The organism is Streptomyces narbonensis, assembly GCF_014649015.1.
GTDB lineage: Bacteria > Actinomycetota > Actinomycetes > Streptomycetales > Streptomycetaceae > Streptomyces > Streptomyces narbonensis.
Map to the genome: position 1 here is coordinate 1 of NZ_BMSF01000006.1, position 15,812 is coordinate 15,812.

The 15,812-nt window shown below is 71.4% G+C and carries 17 protein-coding genes; 11 read left to right on the top strand and 6 right to left on the bottom strand.

Going from position 1 to position 15,812, the window contains the following annotated elements:
• Nucleotides 1-223 precede the first annotated feature (223 nt).
• Nucleotides 224-961: a Mut7-C RNAse domain-containing protein gene (locus IE124_RS12665; RefSeq protein WP_189507830.1), complete on the bottom strand. Its 738-nt coding sequence runs from the start codon at nucleotides 959-961 to the stop codon at nucleotides 224-226.
• 45 nt (nucleotides 962-1,006) lie between these two features.
• Nucleotides 1,007-1,858 carry an NAD(P)H-binding protein gene (locus IE124_RS12670; protein ID WP_189507831.1) on the bottom strand — a complete coding sequence of 284 codons (852 nt, stop codon included), beginning with the start codon at nucleotides 1,856-1,858 and terminating at the stop codon, nucleotides 1,007-1,009.
• Between the two features lie 123 nt (nucleotides 1,859-1,981).
• Between IE124_RS12670 and IE124_RS12675 the strand changes: the two genes are divergently transcribed.
• A complete protein-coding gene (locus IE124_RS12675; RefSeq protein ID WP_189507832.1) occupies nucleotides 1,982-2,431 on the top strand; it encodes a GNAT family N-acetyltransferase in 450 nt (149 codons plus the stop codon).
• Here IE124_RS12675 and IE124_RS12680 read toward each other — a convergent pair whose 3' ends face one another.
• Nucleotides 2,432-3,331 (bottom strand): helix-turn-helix domain-containing protein, encoded by a 900-nt coding sequence (locus tag IE124_RS12680; RefSeq protein ID WP_189507833.1) that lies wholly within the window; start codon nucleotides 3,329-3,331, stop codon nucleotides 2,432-2,434.
• Between the two features lie 139 nt (nucleotides 3,332-3,470).
• On the opposite strand from IE124_RS12680, the gene IE124_RS12685 reads away from it, so the two are divergent.
• Nucleotides 3,471-4,055 carry a TIGR03086 family metal-binding protein gene (locus IE124_RS12685; protein ID WP_189507834.1) on the top strand — a complete coding sequence of 195 codons (585 nt, stop codon included), beginning with the start codon at nucleotides 3,471-3,473 and terminating at the stop codon, nucleotides 4,053-4,055.
• Nucleotides 4,056-4,254: 199 nt separating this feature from the next.
• Here IE124_RS12685 and IE124_RS12690 read toward each other — a convergent pair whose 3' ends face one another.
• Nucleotides 4,255-4,503 carry a hypothetical protein gene (locus IE124_RS12690; protein ID WP_189507835.1) on the bottom strand — a complete coding sequence of 83 codons (249 nt, stop codon included), beginning with the start codon at nucleotides 4,501-4,503 and terminating at the stop codon, nucleotides 4,255-4,257.
• A 277-nt stretch (nucleotides 4,504-4,780) separates the two neighbouring features.
• On the opposite strand from IE124_RS12690, the gene IE124_RS12695 reads away from it, so the two are divergent.
• On the top strand, nucleotides 4,781-5,608 hold the full coding sequence (locus IE124_RS12695; protein ID WP_189507836.1) for a substrate-binding domain-containing protein: 828 nt from the start codon (nucleotides 4,781-4,783) through the stop codon (nucleotides 5,606-5,608).
• Between the two features lie 86 nt (nucleotides 5,609-5,694).
• On the opposite strand, the gene IE124_RS12700 is transcribed toward IE124_RS12695, so the two are convergent.
• Together IE124_RS12700 and IE124_RS12705 are read right to left on the bottom strand one after the other, a co-directional pair.
• A complete protein-coding gene (locus IE124_RS12700) occupies nucleotides 5,695-6,111 on the bottom strand; it encodes a MerR family transcriptional regulator (RefSeq protein WP_189508123.1) in 417 nt (138 codons plus the stop codon).
• Between the two features lie 184 nt (nucleotides 6,112-6,295).
• On the bottom strand, nucleotides 6,296-6,916 hold the full coding sequence (locus IE124_RS12705) for a hypothetical protein (RefSeq protein ID WP_189507837.1): 621 nt from the start codon (nucleotides 6,914-6,916) through the stop codon (nucleotides 6,296-6,298).
• Nucleotides 6,917-7,185: 269 nt separating this feature from the next.
• On the opposite strand from IE124_RS12705, the gene hemL reads away from it, so the two are divergent.
• From hemL to IE124_RS12745, 8 genes are all read left to right on the top strand, one after another.
• Nucleotides 7,186-8,493: a glutamate-1-semialdehyde 2,1-aminomutase gene (gene hemL, locus IE124_RS12710; protein ID WP_229832410.1), complete on the top strand. Its 1,308-nt coding sequence runs from the start codon at nucleotides 7,186-7,188 to the stop codon at nucleotides 8,491-8,493.
• The gene (locus IE124_RS12715; protein WP_189507838.1) at nucleotides 8,490-9,194 is read left to right on the top strand and encodes a histidine phosphatase family protein; all 705 of its coding nucleotides are present in this window, start codon (nucleotides 8,490-8,492) and stop codon (nucleotides 9,192-9,194) included. The genes hemL and IE124_RS12715 overlap by 4 nt, the downstream gene beginning before the upstream one ends.
• A 278-nt stretch (nucleotides 9,195-9,472) precedes the next feature.
• Complete coding sequence (locus IE124_RS12720; RefSeq protein WP_189508125.1) at nucleotides 9,473-10,723, top strand: polysaccharide deacetylase family protein; 1,251 nt, start codon at nucleotides 9,473-9,475, stop codon at nucleotides 10,721-10,723.
• A 77-nt stretch (nucleotides 10,724-10,800) separates the two neighbouring features.
• Nucleotides 10,801-11,415 carry a TlpA family protein disulfide reductase gene (locus IE124_RS12725; protein WP_189507839.1) on the top strand — a complete coding sequence of 205 codons (615 nt, stop codon included), beginning with the start codon at nucleotides 10,801-10,803 and terminating at the stop codon, nucleotides 11,413-11,415.
• A 4-nt stretch (nucleotides 11,416-11,419) separates the two neighbouring features.
• Nucleotides 11,420-12,157 (top strand): cytochrome c biogenesis CcdA family protein, encoded by a 738-nt coding sequence (locus IE124_RS12730; protein WP_189507840.1) that lies wholly within the window; start codon nucleotides 11,420-11,422, stop codon nucleotides 12,155-12,157.
• Between the two features lie 5 nt (nucleotides 12,158-12,162).
• Nucleotides 12,163-14,124 carry a cytochrome c biogenesis protein ResB gene (gene resB, locus IE124_RS12735; protein ID WP_189507841.1) on the top strand — a complete coding sequence of 654 codons (1,962 nt, stop codon included), beginning with the start codon at nucleotides 12,163-12,165 and terminating at the stop codon, nucleotides 14,122-14,124.
• The gene (gene ccsB / locus IE124_RS12740; protein WP_189507842.1) at nucleotides 14,121-15,200 is read left to right on the top strand and encodes a c-type cytochrome biogenesis protein CcsB; all 1,080 of its coding nucleotides are present in this window, start codon (nucleotides 14,121-14,123) and stop codon (nucleotides 15,198-15,200) included. Before resB ends, ccsB begins: the two co-directional genes overlap by 4 nt.
• A 46-nt stretch (nucleotides 15,201-15,246) precedes the next feature.
• Nucleotides 15,247-15,777: an SRPBCC domain-containing protein gene (locus IE124_RS12745; RefSeq protein ID WP_189507843.1), complete on the top strand. Its 531-nt coding sequence runs from the start codon at nucleotides 15,247-15,249 to the stop codon at nucleotides 15,775-15,777.
• Nucleotides 15,778-15,812 lie beyond the last annotated feature (35 nt).

Consider the following 15,812-nt stretch of genomic DNA (forward strand, 5'->3'; position numbering starts at 1 on the left):
GCACCGCAACCGCCGCAGCCCTCACCATCTGGCTCCGAACATGATCGGCCGGACAAGTCCTAGGGGGTGTCTTGTCGATCATGCCGGGCTCGCGGCGTCCGGCACGGCACCTCGCCGCGTTGCCGAAACGCCTGAATAGCTCCGCTATCAAGTCGCTCCGGCGCCTTGCGATGCACCGCACCGGACGCCGCTCCCTGATCCGGCCTGATCGACAAGACACCCCCTAGCGGGCCGTCGCGCCGCCGAACTCGCGGACCGCTTCCGAGACGATCGCCTCCAGGCGGGCGTGGTGGGCGCCACGCCAGTAGACCCGGCCGCATTCCACGCACTCCGCGAAGACGTCGTACGTCTTCTCCGTGCCCTGCTCCAGTCGCTCGCGGACCGCGTCCTTGTCGGCGTCGGACAGCTGTCCGTTGCACGCCGTGCAGCGGGTCCAGGGCGCCAGGGGCGGCGCGAACCGCTCCAGTACGTCGCGGAGCTGGTCGTCCGGCCGGTCGCTGTACACATAGGCGCCCGCCCACAGTTCCCGGCGGCGCAGCAGGCCGCGGTCGCGCGAGAGCATGACCCGCTGCTCCTGCGCGGAGAGCGCGGCCAGCGCGGGGTCGCCGATGTCCTCGCTCTCGTACGCCGCGTCCACGCCGAGCAGGCGCAGCCGGCGGGCCAGGGTGCCGAGGTGTACGTCGAGCAGGAACCGGAGCGGCGCGCCCGGCACCGGCTGGGGCCGGGTGACCTCCTCCACCTCGATCGTCTCGCCCGCGGCCGGGACGTGCGCGGGCGTGACGGTCCGGCCGTCGACGACGAGCCGTCCCGCTTCGGTGAGGGGCACGCCGAGCGACTCCACCACGTGCCCCAGGGAGGAGGCGCCGTCGGTGGTCACGGGAGTGTGTCCCGAGCGCCGCTCCGCAGAGACGAAGAGCCGCAGGCCGGGGGCGAATCTGATGTGGATCTCCGGTCCGTTCACGGGGACAGGATGGCACCGGGGCTCGGTGGGGGGCCAGGGAATTCGTCAGGGGCGGAAGGCGGCGGCGTGGTCGGAGGCCCAGGTCGTGAAGGTACGGGCGGGGTGGCCGGTCAGGTCCTCGACGGTCCGGGTCAGCGGTGTCGGCCGGCCGTCGTGCGAGGCCCAGTACGCCAGGAGGGCGTCGGCGAACACCTCCGGTATGAAGCCGGCGACCGATGCCTTCCATTCCTCGGGGGTGGGCGTGGTGTGGGGTGCGGGCCGGCCCGTCACCTCGGCCAGGATCGCGAGCTGCTCGGTGAAGTCCAGTGACTCGGGGCCCGTCAGCAGGTAGGAGGAGCCGCGCAGCCGGGGCTCGGTGAGGACGGCGAGGGCGGCCTCGGCGATGTCGCGCTCGTGGATCGGATCCCCGTACGCGTGCGGATAGGGGAGGGCCGGTGCCTGCCCGCTCCGCAGCGCCCGTGACCACTGGAGGGCGTTGGAGGCGAAGGCGCCGGGCTGGAGGTGCGTGGCCTCGAAGGCTCCGGTGTCCGCGGCGGCCGACAGGGCGCGCTCGGCGGCCAGGTGGGGTGCGGCGATCGCGCTCCGGGCGGCGTCCGGGGCGAGGACGGAGCTGGAGGAGAGGAGCACGACGTGCTCGACGCCGGCGGCCCGGGCCCGGGCCGCGAAGGTGTCGATGTGTGCGGCCTCGGCGTACAGGAAGACGGCGTCGACGCCGTCCAGAGCGGTGTCGAAGGTGGCCGGATCGGTGAGGTCGCAGTGCGCGGTGCCGACCCCGGGGGGTGGGGAGAGGTTCGCGGGGTCCTTGGAGGCGGCGGTGACCTTGACGCCCGCCGCGTCGAGCAGGGCGATCAGGGTCGAGGCGACGCGGCCGCGGCTGCCGGTGACGAGAACAGTCATGAGGTGTCCCTTCGGAGAGGAATGGCTCTTCACTGCGTGATGAAGAATCTGCGTGACGCAGATAAATATCCGTGGGCTTGCCTCATCCGTCAACCCCGAAGAATCCTGGGGTACCGTCCCCGCATGAAGATCATCGACCTTGAGCCGGGCGATCCCCGGCTGGAGAGCGACCTCCTGCCGGTCCTCTCCGAGCTCCGTCCCCACCTCACCCCGGAGCTCCTCCGCGAGGTGTACGAGGCCGGGCACTCCGAGGGGCTGCGGTTCAGCGCCGCCTACAGCGACGCCGGGAGCTGCGTCGGCGCCGCCGGCTGGCGGATCGTCAACAACACCAGCTCCCTGCGCAAGCTCTACGTCGACGACCTGGTGACCGCCGCCGCCGAGCGCTCCGCCGGCGTCGGCCACGCGCTCATCGCCCACCTGGAGAATCACGCCCGCGCGGCCGGCTGCCACGAGCTCAACCTCGACTCCGGCACCCACCGCACCGGAGCCCACCGCTTCTACCTGCGCGAGCGCTTCGACATCACGGCCTTCAACTTCTCCCGGCCGCTCGGCGGCCAGGACGACAGGACCTAGTCAGGGCGCCGACACCGCGCGGGCGTACGCGGTCGGGGGCAGGCCGATCGTCGCCGTGAAGTCCCGTACGAGATGGGCCTGGTCGCTGTAGCCGAGCTCGGCCGCGAGGCGGGACCAGTCCGGGGCGATCGTCGCCCCCGCGGACTCGGCGCGCTCCAGGGCCTCGTGGATGCGGTAGCGCAGGATGACCCACTTCGGCCCGACGCCGACATGGCCGGCGAAGAGGCGCTGGAGCGAGCGGGTCGACAGGCCGGAGGCCGCGGCCAGCAGGGACACCTTGCGCAGCTCCCGGTCCGTGCGGATCAGGTCCACGAGCTGCATGGCCTGCTCGGCGTCCCGGTCGGGGGCGGGGCCCTGGGCCAGGAGGAACGCGTCGAGCGCCGCCACGCGCGCGTGGTCGTCCTCGGGGGACAGGACCGTGCCCTCGCCCGCCGCGGACGCGAACACCTCGGCGAGGGGGACCCGGCGGCCCGTCCATGTCGACACCGGCCACGCGGGCGCGAACGGTCGGAAGCCGCCGGGGCGGAACTGGATCCCGCAGACCCTGCCCAGGCCCGTCAGCTCCTGGGTGAACAGGCCGAGCCCGATCCCGGAGACCTCGGCCGACGACGCCTCCTCCGCCTCCTCCGCCTCCTCCGCCTCCTCCGCCGCCTCCGCGGCCTCCGCCGGTCCTGAGAGCGGGCCGTACCGCTGGAAGACGATGTTCACCGACGGGTGCGGGACGACCTGCGTGACGTACGGCTCCGTCAGCTCCCAGTCGATCAGCCAGTAGTGCTCCAGATAGGGCCGCAGCTCCGGTGCCGGGGTGTGGCGGCGGAAGCGGACGCGGGTGAACAGCTCGGCGGGGTCGACGATGCCCCGGGTGTCCCGGCGCGGGGACGGGGCAGCGGCGGCGGACATGATCCGCATGGTAGGGCCCTCGGGTGGAACCCGCGGGAGAGCACCTCAGAGAGATCCCTTCGGGGAGATCTCGGGGGCCGGGGGAGACCCGGCGCGTTTCTTCAAGACCGGCGCGGGCTGGTTCCCCTAGCGTCGACGCATGACGTACGAAGCCCCGCCCCGCATCGGCGATCTGCTCCGCTCCGCCGCCGCCCACGCCGCGCCGATGGTCGCCACCACCACCGACGAGTCGCTCGGCGCGCCCACGCCGTGCGCCGAGTACGACGTGCGCGCCCTGCTGAACCACCTCTTCTCCGTCGTCGTGAACTTCCAGGCCCTCGCGGCCAAGGAGCCGGCCGACTTCTCCGAGACCCCGGACCGGCTCGCGGAGGACCGCTGGCGCGAGCGGTTCTCGGTGGAGACCGGGAAGCTGGTCGCCGCCTGGTCGGCGCCCGGCGCGGAGGAGGGGACGTCGGGGGCCATGGGGCTGCCCGCGCGGACGGTCGGGTCGATGGTCCTGCTGGACCTGACCGTGCACGTCTGGGACCTGGCCCGGGCCACCGGACGTGGCTTCGAACCGGACCCGGCCGTGGTGGCCGGACTCGTGGAGGAGGTGGAGAGCATGGCGCCGATGGCCCGGAAGATGAACGTCTTCGGGGAGAGCGTCGACCTGTCCGAGGGAGCGACGCCGTTCGAGCGGCTCCTTGCCGTGACGGGACGCGACCCGCGCGTCTGGGCGGTCTGAGTACCGCGTGCCCGCGTGCCCGCGTGCCCGCGTGCCCGCGCGCCCGGGTGCGCGCGCTCGACGGCGTGCTCCGTGCCCGGGTGGTGCTCGACGGCGTGCCCGCGAGCCGGCGTGCCCGCTCGCGTGCTCGCGTGCTCGCGTGCCCGTGGCTCGCGTGGCCGCTCGACCGCGTGCTCGCTCGCTCGCGGTGTGCCCCGGGTCAGCGCAGGCGGCCCGGGGAGCCGAAGGAGAGGCGGGAGACGACCTGGCCGAAGGCGTGCTCCTCCGCGGGGGTCAGCTGCACCGACTCCTGTGGGTGCCAGACGCGAGCCAGCGGGCCGGCCGTCCGGCCGCGGCGCGTCCGGGCGCGGGCACGCAGGCCCAGGGTCAGCCACACCGCCGTCGAGACGGCGAGCAGCCCGAAGAGCGTGAGGACGCGGGGGTCGGAGAGCTGGTCGGGCAAGGGCATGGCTCACTCCAGGACGTGAGGGCCGTCCGTGCGGGCCGCGCCCCGGCAGGTGGCGGGCGTGAACGGAGGCGCCGGCGACGATTCCTACTGCTTCCTCCCGACCCGTTCAGTTAACACCAACCTGGGGGACTTTCGGCAGGGGGGTCCGGGACCAAAGTCCCGGCCGGGCGGCGGTGGCTCTCCGGAGTCGCCGCAGGCCCTCTTGTGCGGGCCGGGCAACCGCTCCAAGGTGTCGGGGCAGGCAGCAGGCAGTCTCGGCCGGGGAGGGAGCAGCCGTATGTCCGGAGCGCAGCCATGGGGATTCACGGATGACAGGGGTACGGAGCTGGGGGCGGCCCGTGTGCCGGAGCGGGTCGTCGCGTACGTACGGGCCGGGGCGGCGCTGCTCGACCTGGGGGTGACGCCGGTCGCCGTCTACGGCTCCGGGCACGACGGCCCGGGGTACGACCCGGCCAAGGCGGGCGGTCTCGAAGCGGCCGGGGTCCCGTACCTCGGTCCCGGCCGGAGCCTGGACGAGGGGCCGCTGCGGGAGCTGCGGCCGGACGTGATCGTCGACGTCACGTACGACGGGAAGAGCCCCTACGCGCTGGACGAGGCGGTCGCCGACCGGCTCGGGGTGCCGCTCATCGCGCTCTCCGTCGGCAACGAGCTGACCCTTCCGGCGATCCTCGGCCGTTTCGGGGAGCTGGCCGTCTCGCTGAGTGCAGGAGCGGTGGTGCCGGGGGGTGTGGAGGAGGCCGAGGCCGGCCTGCGGGGGGTCGCGGGGCGGACCGGGTCGGCCGTCCTCGCACTCTCCGGGGCCGGTCCCGACCAGGTCCATCTTGCCCGTCCGCAGGCCTGGCCCGAGCTGGCGCGGCTGGCCGCGCTCGGCGTCAGGCTGCTCGATCCCGGCCCGGGGCCCGGCGCCAACTGGCTCACCGCCGACTGGGGCCGGGTCGCCGAGCTCCGTCCCGATCTGATCCTCTTCGACAACCGCTTCCACGCCGTCCCGCCGTACGAGACCCCGCCCGGCACCCGTCTTGCCGCGTGGAACCCGGAGATCCCGCCCAGCCCTGCCGCCTACGCGCGGTTCTTCCGCGAGCTGGCGGAGGCCCTGGCCGCCTGAGCGTCCAGGGGGTGTCCGGAAAGCAGCGCCGTCTGCCCACGGGCCAGGCGGGACTTTTCGGACATTCCTAGGGGGTGTCTTGCCGATCAGGCCGGGGTCGAGGCGAGACGGGTGCGGAGGGACGTGGCGAACTCCTCCGCGCGGGCCAGCTGGGTCCGCAGTTCGGTGACCCGCTCCGCGGCCGCCTGTTCGTAGCGGCGGACGCGGGTCACGAGCGTCGAGCGGTCCTCCGGCGCGAGCTCCGTGTCCGTGCCGGGGTGGTCCTCGGTGAGCCGGTCCACGGCCGTGAGCAGTTCGCGGGTCTCGTCGAGGGTGAAGCCGAGCGGCTTCATCCGGCGGATCACCATCAGCCGGGAGACGTCCGCGTCCGTGTAGAGGGGAAAGCCGCCGGGCGAGGCCGCGGAGGGCACCACCAGGCCGTTGTCCTCGTACTGGCGGATCGTGCGCAGGGACAGCTCCGTCCGTGCGGCGACCTCGCCGATCTGCATGGGCTCGCCGGCCATCCGTACTCCGCTCCGTGCTCCGCTCACGCGTGAGTCCTTCCTCGTAGAGGGCTTCCGCGGGGCGCGACCTCCGCGCATTACATCCGATTCGTCCTAACTTCAGCACTTATGAGCACGGGAAGTGCGGCGAAACGCCTACGCGCTGCCCAGGGTCGACCCTCGCGTCGGCCTCTGGAGCGAACCCCTACGGCCAGACCAGGCAGTACGGCTGGTGACCCGCTTCGTGGAGGCGGACGGAGAAGTCCTGCCATTCGTGGAGCAGCTGGTAGACGTCGAAGGCGTCGCGCGGGCCGCCGCGGTCGGGGACCGTGGACCAGATGAAGGCGGCGGCGCCGACCGACTCCTCGCCGATCCCGCGCAGCGGGTCGACCACGGTCATCGGGAGCTTCACGACGGCGTAGTCCGGGTGGAGCACGACGAGCTCCAGCGGGGGCACCTTGTGCAGGGGCATGCCCTGGATGCCCGTCAGGACCATCGCCGCTATCGTCTCCGGCTTGATCTTGGTGAACATGCCGCCCATGCCGAGCTCGTCACCGCCGAGCTCCTCCGGGCGCATCGAGATCGGGACCCGGGCCGCGGTGGCGCCGTCGGGCGCGCCGAAGTACTTGTACGTCACTCCCAACGACCGGCCGCTTCCGCTTCCGGGCGCCGGTTCTCCCGGTGACCCCGGTGCGTCAGGGCTTCCCGGAGTGCCGGGCGCGCCGGGAGTCGTCCCGTCCGCCCGCCGGCGCCGGTGCCTCCCCCGCCGGGCAGACTCCGGACCCAGGTCGCCCGTCCCCTCGCCCGGTCCGCCACCGCGATGCATATCTCCACCCGACTGCTTTTTCTCGGCAACACGACCCCGCCGCGCGACCCGATCATCGTGTCAGTGACCTCCCCCGCGTTCGTACGGTGAAACACCTGTCCGCAAGAACGCCGTGGCCTCTGACACCATGGATTCCGTGAGCCATCCCTCTGACGCCCCAGTTTCGCAGACGCGGCCGACAGCCGCCCCGGCGTGATGTCCAGGGTGCCCACACCGTTCCTCTGTACTCGAAGCCGTACTCGCAGCCGTACTCGCAGGTCAGGATCACAGTGCCGTATTCATACGAAGCCCCAGTCTCACAGACGCTTTTCGACCGCGCGTCCCTCGTGACGCCCGGCGGCGTGAACTCACCGGTGCGTGCCTTCCGAGCCGTGGGCGGTACGCCCCGGTTCATGGTCTCCGGTACCGGTCCGTACCTCACCGACGCGGACGGTCGTGAGTACGTCGACCTCGTCTGCTCGTGGGGGCCGATGATTCTCGGCCACGCGCACCCCGAGGTCACCGCCGCGGTGCAGGCCGCCGTGGCCCGCGGCACCTCCTTCGGTACGCCGGGCGAGGGCGAGGTCGCGCTCGCGGAGGAGATCGTCGCGCGCGTCGAGCCCGTCGAGCAGGTCCGGCTCGTCTCCTCCGGTACGGAGGCCACGATGTCCGCGATCCGGCTCGCCCGCGGCTTCACCGGGCGCGCCAAGGTCGTCAAGTTCGCCGGCTGCTACCACGGTCACGTGGACGCGCTCCTTGCCGCGGCCGGTTCCGGCGTCGCGACCCTGGGCCTTCCGGACACGCCCGGCGTGACCGGCGCGCAGGCCGGGGACACCATCGTGCTGCCGTACAACGACCTCGAAGCGGTGCGGGCGGCCTTCGCCGCGCACCCGGGCGAGATCGCCTGTGTGATCACCGAGGCCTCGCCGGGCAACATGGGCGTCGTGCCGCCGGCGGAGGGCTTCAACCAGGGCCTGGCGGACGTGTGCCGGGAGAACGGCGCGCTGTACATCTCCGACGAGGTGATGACCGGATTCCGTACCTCGCGGGCCGGCTGGTACGGCGTCGACGGCGTCAAGCCCGACCTGCTGACCTTCGGCAAGGTCATGGGCGGCGGCTTCCCGGCCGCCGCGTTCGGTGGCCGCGCCGACGTCATGGGGCACCTGGCCCCGGCCGGGCCGGTCTACCAGGCGGGCACGCTCTCCGGTAACCCGATCGCCACCGCCGCCGGGCTCGCGCAGCTCCGGCTGCTCGACGACGCCGCGTACGAGAAGGTGAACGCGGTGTCGAAGGAGATCCAGGGGCTGGTCACCGGAGCCCTGGCGAAGGAGGGCGTCGCGCACCGGCTGCAGACCGCCTCCAACATGTTCTCGGTCTTCTTCACGGCCGACGAGGTGCGGAACTACGACGAGGCGAAGCAGCAGGAGGCCTTCCGCTTCAACGCCTTCTTCCACTCGATGCTGGCCGACGGCGTCTACCTGCCGCCGTCCGCCTTCGAGTCCTGGTTCGTCTCGGCCGCGCACGACGAGCGGGCGATCGAGCGGATCGCCGCCGCGCTGCCGGCCGCCGCCCGCGCCGCCGCGGAGGCGACGGCATGAGCGACGTGACGAGCTCCCCGAAGAGCGACGAGGACATCACCGTCGTCCATCTGATGCGGCACGGCGAGGTCCACAACCCGGACGGGGTCCTCTACGGCCGCCGCGCCGGCTACCACCTCTCCGAGCTCGGCCGGCAGATGGCGGACCGGGTCGCCGAGCACCTGGCCGAGCGGGACATCACGTACGTCGTCGCCTCCCCGCTGGAGCGGGCGCAGGAGACGGCGATGCCGGTCGCCAAGGCGCGCGGTCTGGACCTGGCGAGCGACGGCCGGCTCATCGAGGCGGCGAACGTCTTCGAGGGCAAGACCTTCGGGGTCGGGGACGGGGCCCTGCGCAAGCCGGGGAACTGGAAGCACCTGACCAATCCGTTCCAGCCGTCCTGGGGCGAGCCGTACGTCGAGCAGGTCGTCCGCATGATGGGCGCGCTGGACGCGGCGAAGGACGCGGCCCGCGGGCACGAGGCGGTCTGTGTCAGCCACCAGCTGCCGATCTGGATCGTCCGGAGCTTCGTGGAGAAGCGGCGGCTGTGGCACGACCCGCGGCGGCGGCAGTGCACGCTGGCCTCGCTGACCTCGTTCACGTACCGGGGCGACAAGATCGTCTCGGTCGGGTACAGCGAGCCGGCCCGGGACCTCGTCCCGGCGCACCTGCTGGCCGGGGCGAAGCCGGTCAAGGGGAAGTCGAAGGCCTTCGGGGCGTAGTCCCGGCGGTCCGCGGTCCGGCTTCGCGCCGCGGTCCCCGCCCTCCCTCTCCGGCCCCTCTGGACAGCGGGGGTGAAGAGGTCCATCGTCAGGGCGGTCAGGTGGTGTACATGCCATCCGGCCGCCCTGAGTCATGTCCAGATCCGTACCCGGCTCCCACGCCTGAAATTTATGTGCGAATTTCCGGAACCTCCGTGTTCCGCCCGGCATCTCACTCATTGTCGGTTTGGATGACGGTGGGTTCATACGTCAGCGCGAATGGGGATGTCATGCGCGGGATCAGCGGGATCAGTCGAAGGGGGCTCCTCGGGGCGGGCGTTGGTGCCGCCGCGGCTCTGGGGGTCGCCGGCTGCGGAGGCAATGACGGGGACAAGCCGGGACGTTCCGGACCCGGCAAGGGTGGTGACGCGTCGGGACGGCCGACCACACCCGCTCCGACCAAGGACGACGCCAAGCTCATCGGCGACGGTTCCACCGCCGACACCGGCAAGCAGCCGCACCAGCCCGACACCCCCGTGCCGCTCGAACCCGGCCAGACCCCGCCGCAGTTCGTGATCTTCTCCTGGGACGGCGCCGGCGAGGTCGGCAACGGTCTCTTCCCCCGCTTCCTCGAACTCGCCAAGAACCACGACGCGGCGATGACCTTCTTCCTCTCCGGGGTCTACCTCCTCCCCGAGTCGAAGAAGAACCTCTACCGCCCGCCGAACAACCGCGTCGGCGCCTCCGACATCGGCTACCTCACCGACGACCACATCAAGGACACGCTGAAGTACGTCCGGCAGGCCTGGCTGGAAGGCCACGAGATCGGCACCCACTTCAACGGGCACTTCTGCGGCGGCTCCGGCTCCGTCGGCAACTGGACCCCCGCCCAGTGGCAGAGCGAGATCGACCAGGCGATGAAGTTCGTCACCGAGTGGAAGACCAACAGCGGCTGGACCGACCTCGACCCGCTGCCCTTCGACTACTCGAAGGAGCTCGTCGGCGGCCGTACGCCCTGCCTCCTCGGCCAGGACAACCTGCTGCCCACCGCCAAGCGCCTCAACTGGCGCTACGACGCCAGCTCGCCCGGCGGCCGGCAGATGTGGCCCACCAAGCGCCAGGGCATCTGGGACCTCCCGCTGCAGGCCGTGCCCTTCCCCGGGCACTCCTTCGAGGTCCTCTCCATGGACTACAACATGCTCGCCAACCAGTCGAAGAACACGACCAAGGGCATGCCGTCCCGCTACCCGGGCTGGCGCAAGCAGGCCACCGAGGCCCTCCTGGGCGGCTTCGAGCGCGCGTACGGATCGAACCGCGCGCCCTTCTTCATCGGCAACCACTTCGAGCAGTGGAACGGCGGCATCTACATGGACGCCGTCGAGGACGCCCTCAAGGGCATGGCCGGGAAGAAGGACGTCCGGCTCGTCTCCTTCCGCCAGTTCGTGGACTGGCTCGACGTCCAGGACCCGAAGATCCTCACGAAGCTCCGTACGCTGGAGGTCGGACAGAAGCCCACGGGCGGGTGGAACGCTTTCCTCAAGACCGCTTAGGCGATCTTGACAAGGGGCTTTACGGGCACGTAGGGGGGTGCCCAAGATCCCCCAAACGCCCATGCGAAACTTTTCACATGAGCCTTAGCCGTGCCAGCCGTGCCCCACGACGCACCCTGCTCGCCGTCGGAGTGCTGTCCGCCGCCCTCACGCTCTCGGCCTGCAGCGGCGACAGCAACGGCTTGTCCGGCGGCGGTGGCGACACCAACTTCGTGACCAGCACGGGCGGTATCTCCACCGCCGCCAAGGGCGAGCGGGCGACCCCCGGGAAGCTCGCCGGCGAGACCCTCCAGGGCGAGCAGCTGGACGTCGCCGACCTCAAGGGCAAGGTCGTCGTCCTCAACGCCTGGGGCTCCTGGTGCGCCCCCTGCCGCGCCGAGGCCCCCCATTTCGCGAAGGTCGCCAAGGACTTCAAGGGCCAGGGCGTGGAGTTCGTCGGCCTCAACACCCGCGACCCCAACAAGCAGCCCGCCCTCGCCTTCGAAGAGGACTACGGGGTGCCCTACCCCAGCCTCTACGACCTGAAGGGCAAGCTGATCCTCTACGGCTTCCCCAAGGGCACCCTCAGCCTCCAGGGCATCCCCTCCACCGTCGTCCTCGACAAGGAGGGCAAGATCGCCGCCCGTTCGCTCATGGCGCTCGACGAGACGAAGCTCCGGTCGATGATCGAGCCTCTCCTCAAGGAGAAGTGAGCCCGTGAACGAGACGGTCACCAGCGGAGCCCTGCTGCTCGCCGTGCCCATCGCGGTCCTCGGCGGTCTGGTCTCCTTCTTCTCGCCGTGCGTGCTGCCGCTCGTCCCGGGCTATCTGTCGTACGTGACCGGGGTCACCGGCACCGACCTCGCCGAGAACCGCCGCGGCCGGATGACGGCCGGCGCCCTCCTCTTCGTCCTCGGCTTCAGCGCCGTGTTCGTCTCCGGCGGCGCCCTCTTCGGCTACTTCGGGACGTACCTCCAGCAGTACAGCGACACGCTCAACCTGGTCCTCGGCGTGCTCATGATCCTCATGGGCGTGTTCTTCCTCGGCCTGATGCCCTGGTTCACCCAGCGCGAGTTCCGCTTCCACAAGAAGCCCGTCGCCGGCCTCGTCGGCGCGCCGGTCCTCGGGGCGCTCTTCGGCATCGGCTGGGCTCCGTGCATCGGCCCGACGCTCGCCTCGGTCAACGCCCTCGCCCTGGACCAGGCCAGCGCGGGACGCGGCGCGATACTCGCGTTCGCGTACTGCCTCGGCCTCGGCGTCCCGTTCGTGCTCGCCGCCATCGCCTTCCGCAAGGCGCTCGGCGCGTTCGGGTGGGTCAAGAAGCACTATGTCTGGGTGATGCGGATCGGCGGCGGGATGATGATCCTCACCGGCGTCCTGCTCCTCACGGGAGCGTGGGACAACATGGTCGCCACGATGCAGAGCTGGTCCAGCGGTTTCACGGTGGGGATCTGAGTTCCATGAGCAAGACCGATACGACGGAGACCGAGCGCGCCGGCGACGAAGCGGCCGGCGCCCAGCTCTCCACCGCCCCCACCGAGGACCGCGGCGACACCGCCATCGGCGGCCCCGTCCTCGGGGTCGTCGGCTGGATCCGCTGGTTCTGGCGGCAGCTGACCTCCATGCGGGTCGCGCTCATCCTGCTCTTCATGCTCTCCCTGGGCGCGGTCCCGGGCTCCCTCATCCCGCAGACCAGCGCGGACGAGCTGAAGGTGCAGACCTTCAAGGAAGCCCACGAGACCCTCACGCCGATCTACGAGAAGCTCCAGTTCTTCGACGTCTACAGCTCGGTGTGGTTCTCCGCGATCTACATCCTGCTGTTCGTCTCCCTCATCGGCTGCATCGTGCCGCGCACCTGGCAGTTCGTCGGCCAGCTCCGCAGCCGCCCGCCGGGCGCCCCCCGGCGCCTCGACCGGCTCCCCGCGTACACCACCTGGCGCACCGAGGCCGAGCCCGAGCAGGTCCGGCAGGCCGCGCTCACCGTCCTCAAGGGCCGCCGCTTCCGCGCCCACACGGCGGGCGACGCCGTCTCCGCCGAGAAGGGCTACCTCCGCGAGGTCGGCAACCTGGCCTTCCACGTCGCCCTGATCGTCATGCTCGTCGCCTTCGCCTGGGGCCAGCTCTTCAAGTCCGAGGGCGGCAAGCTGATCGTCGAGGGCGACGGCTTCTCCAACACGCTCACCCAGTACGACGACTTCAAGTCCGGTTCGCAGTTCGGCATCGACGAGCTGGAGCCGTTCGACTTCACCCTCGACTCCTTCGACGGCACGTACGAGATGAAGGGCCCGCAGCGCGGCACGCCCCGCACCTTCGAGGCGGCCGTCAGGTACTCCGAGGGCGCCGGCGTGGAGAAGAAGGCGGTCATCCGGGTCAACGAGCCGCTCGAGGTCGGCGACTCCAAGGTCTATCTGATCGCCCACGGCTACGCCCCCGTCGTCACCGTCAAGGACGGCCGTGGCAAGGTCGTCTACCACGGCGCCGTGCCGCTCCTGCCCATCGACAACAACATCACCTCCACCGGCGCGATCAAGGTGATGGACGGCTACCGCGACAAGAACGGCAAGAAGGAGCAGCTGGGCTTCCAGGCCTTCTTCGTGCCGACCTTCGCCGGCGCCGGCCAGGGCACGATGTTCTCCCAGTTCCCCGCGCTCGTCTCCCCGGCCATGGCGCTCACCGCCTACCACGGCAGCCTGGGCGTGGACTCCGGTCTGCCGCAGAACGTGTACCAGCTCGACAAGACCAAGCTGAAGCAGTTCCAGGACGCGTCGGGCAACAAGCTCGCCCAGCGGCTCGTGCCCGGCGCGACCATGACGCTGCCCGGCGGCGCCGGCTCGATCACCTTCGAGAAGGAGATCAAGGAGTGGGCGAGCTTCCAGATCTCGCAGCAGCCCGGCAACGGCCTCGCCCTCGCCGGCGCGGTCGCCGCCATCGCCGGTCTGACCGGTTCGCTCTTCATCCAGCGGCGCCGGGTCTGGGTCCGGGCCGTGCGCGGCGAGGACGGTGTGACCGTCGTCGAGATGGCGGGCCTGGGCCGGAGCGAGTCCGCCAGGCTCCCCGAGGAGCTGGGTGACCTCGCGGTCGCGCTCACGGCGGACGCGCCGCCGGCACCCCCAGCCGGTCCGGAAGCCGTGACAGAAGGTCCGGAAGCCGTGACAGAAGCCGGTCCGGAAGCCGTGACCGCGGCCGGTCCGGAAGCCGTGACAGAAGCCGGTCCGGAAGCCGTGACCGCGGCCGGTCCGGAAGCCGTGACAGAAGCCGGTCCGGAAGCCGTGACCGCGGCCGGTCCGGAAGCCGTGACAGAAGCCGGTCCGGAAGCCGTGACCGCGGCCGGTCCGGAAGCCGAAGCCGATCCGGAAGACGTACCGGAACCCGCGGAAGAACCCGCAGAAGACCCTGCCCCTTCTGGAGAGGCCGACAAGTGATCCTCGCCGCCACGACCAACGAGAGCCTGGCGCAGACGAGCGACCTGCTCATCTACTCCTCGATGGCCGTCTACACCCTGGCCTTCTTCGCCCACATCGCCGAGTGGGTGTTCGGCAGCCGCAGCAAGGTCGGCCGCACCGCCGCCGCCCTCACGCAGCGCCCCGCCGCCCCGGCCGTGACCGTCCAGGTCAAGCAGGCCGGCGGCACCGCCGTACTCGACAAGCCGCAGGTCGTCACCCGCTCCGCGGCCGGAGCCCGGGACGTGCCGGACGGCCCCGGTGCGGCCGGCGGCACGGTCAAGGGCGACCTGTACGGCCGGATCGCCGTCTCGCTGACCGTCCTCGCCTTCCTGGTCGAGGCCTCGGGCGTGGTCACCCGCGCGCTCTCCGTGCAGCGTGCCCCGTGGGGCAACATGTACGAGTTCTCCACGACCTTCTCCACGGTGGCGGTCGGCGCGTACCTCGGCTTCCTCCTCGCCAAGAAGAACGTCCGCTGGATCGGTCTGCCCCTGGTGACCACCGTCCTGCTCGACCTGGGCCTGGCCACCACCTGGCTGAAGACCCCCAGCGACCAGCTGGTTCCGGCGCTCGACTCGTACTGGCTGTGGATCCACGTCTCCACCGCGATCTTCTGCGGCGCGGTCTTCTACCTCGGCGCGGTCGGCACCCTGCTCTACCTCTTCCGCGACTCGTACGAGAACAAGCTCGCGACCGGCGGGAACCCCGGCTCCTTCGCCCGCTCGGTCATGGAGCGGCTGCCCTCGGCGGCCTCGCTCGACAAGTTCTCGTACCGCGTCAACGCCGCCATCTTCCCGCTGTGGACGTTCACGATCATCGCGGGCGCGATCTGGGCCGGCGACGCCTGGGGCCGCTACTGGGGCTGGGACGCCAAGGAGGTCTGGTCCTTCATCACCTGGGTCGCCTACGCCGCGTACCTGCACGCGCGCGCGACGGCCGGCTGGAAGGGGCGGAAGGCCGCGTACATCGCGCTCATCGCCTTCGGCTGCTTCCTCTTCAACTACTACGGCGTCAACATCTTCGTCACCAGCAAGCACTCCTACGCGGGCGTGGAGTAGCGGGCGCGGAGTAGCGGGTGGGGGACCCCGGGGCCACGCTGGAGGTATGAGCGCGATACCCCGGGGCAGGTGCGAGACCCACGACGGCGACACGCATCTGCTGCGGTACGTCATGGAGCTCCCGCATCCGCCCGCGGAGGTCTGGCAGGCCGTCGCCACCGCCGAGGGCCTGCCGGGCTGGCTGTGCGCGGCGGACCCGCTGGAGCCACGGCTCGGCGGCCGGGTCACGCTCCGCTGGCAGAACAGCGAGACGGAGGTCTCGGGGTGGGTGACCGCCTGGGACCCCGAGTACGTCGCCGAGTACACGGTCGATCCGCCGCACGGCCGGATCCGGTTCCATCTGGAGCCGGGGTCCGGCGGCGGCGGGTCGACCGTGCTGCGTTTCACCAACGAGTTCCGGGGGACGCGGGAGTACCGCCTGGACTGCCTGGCGGGGTGGCACGACCACTTCGAGCGGCTCGCGGCGGCGCTGGACGGGCGCCGGACGGACTGGGCCGCGTGGTCGCCGGACCGCTGGCGCGATCTGCGGGCGCTGTACGAGCGGGACGAGGCGCCCTGGCCGAAGTGGGTGCCGTGACCCACCGGGCCCGTGACCCACCGGGCCCCTGGCCC

Bases quoted from the DNA above. Each gene is read 5' to 3' on its own strand.
- IE124_RS12670 (WP_189507831.1), bottom strand. From the start codon at position 1,858: ATGACTGTTCTCGTCACCGGCAGCCGCGGCCGCGTCGCCTCGACCCTG.
- IE124_RS12675 (WP_189507832.1), top strand. From the start codon at position 1,982: ATGAAGATCATCGACCTTGAGCCGGGCGATCCCCGGCTGGAGAGCGAC.
- IE124_RS12680 (WP_189507833.1), bottom strand. From the start codon at position 3,331: ATGTCCGCCGCCGCTGCCCCGTCCCCGCGCCGGGACACCCGGGGCATC.
- IE124_RS12685 (WP_189507834.1), top strand. From the start codon at position 3,471: ATGACGTACGAAGCCCCGCCCCGCATCGGCGATCTGCTCCGCTCCGCC.
- IE124_RS12690 (WP_189507835.1), bottom strand. From the start codon at position 4,503: ATGCCCTTGCCCGACCAGCTCTCCGACCCCCGCGTCCTCACGCTCTTC.
- IE124_RS12695 (WP_189507836.1), top strand. From the start codon at position 4,781: ATGTCCGGAGCGCAGCCATGGGGATTCACGGATGACAGGGGTACGGAG.
- IE124_RS12700 (WP_189508123.1), bottom strand. From the start codon at position 6,111: ATGGCCGGCGAGCCCATGCAGATCGGCGAGGTCGCCGCACGGACGGAG.
- IE124_RS12705 (WP_189507837.1), bottom strand. From the start codon at position 6,916: ATGCATCGCGGTGGCGGACCGGGCGAGGGGACGGGCGACCTGGGTCCG.
- IE124_RS12715 (WP_189507838.1), top strand. From the start codon at position 8,490: ATGAGCGACGTGACGAGCTCCCCGAAGAGCGACGAGGACATCACCGTC.
- IE124_RS12725 (WP_189507839.1), top strand. From the start codon at position 10,801: ATGAGCCTTAGCCGTGCCAGCCGTGCCCCACGACGCACCCTGCTCGCC.
- resB (WP_189507841.1), top strand. From the start codon at position 12,163: ATGAGCAAGACCGATACGACGGAGACCGAGCGCGCCGGCGACGAAGCG.
- IE124_RS12745 (WP_189507843.1), top strand. From the start codon at position 15,247: ATGAGCGCGATACCCCGGGGCAGGTGCGAGACCCACGACGGCGACACG.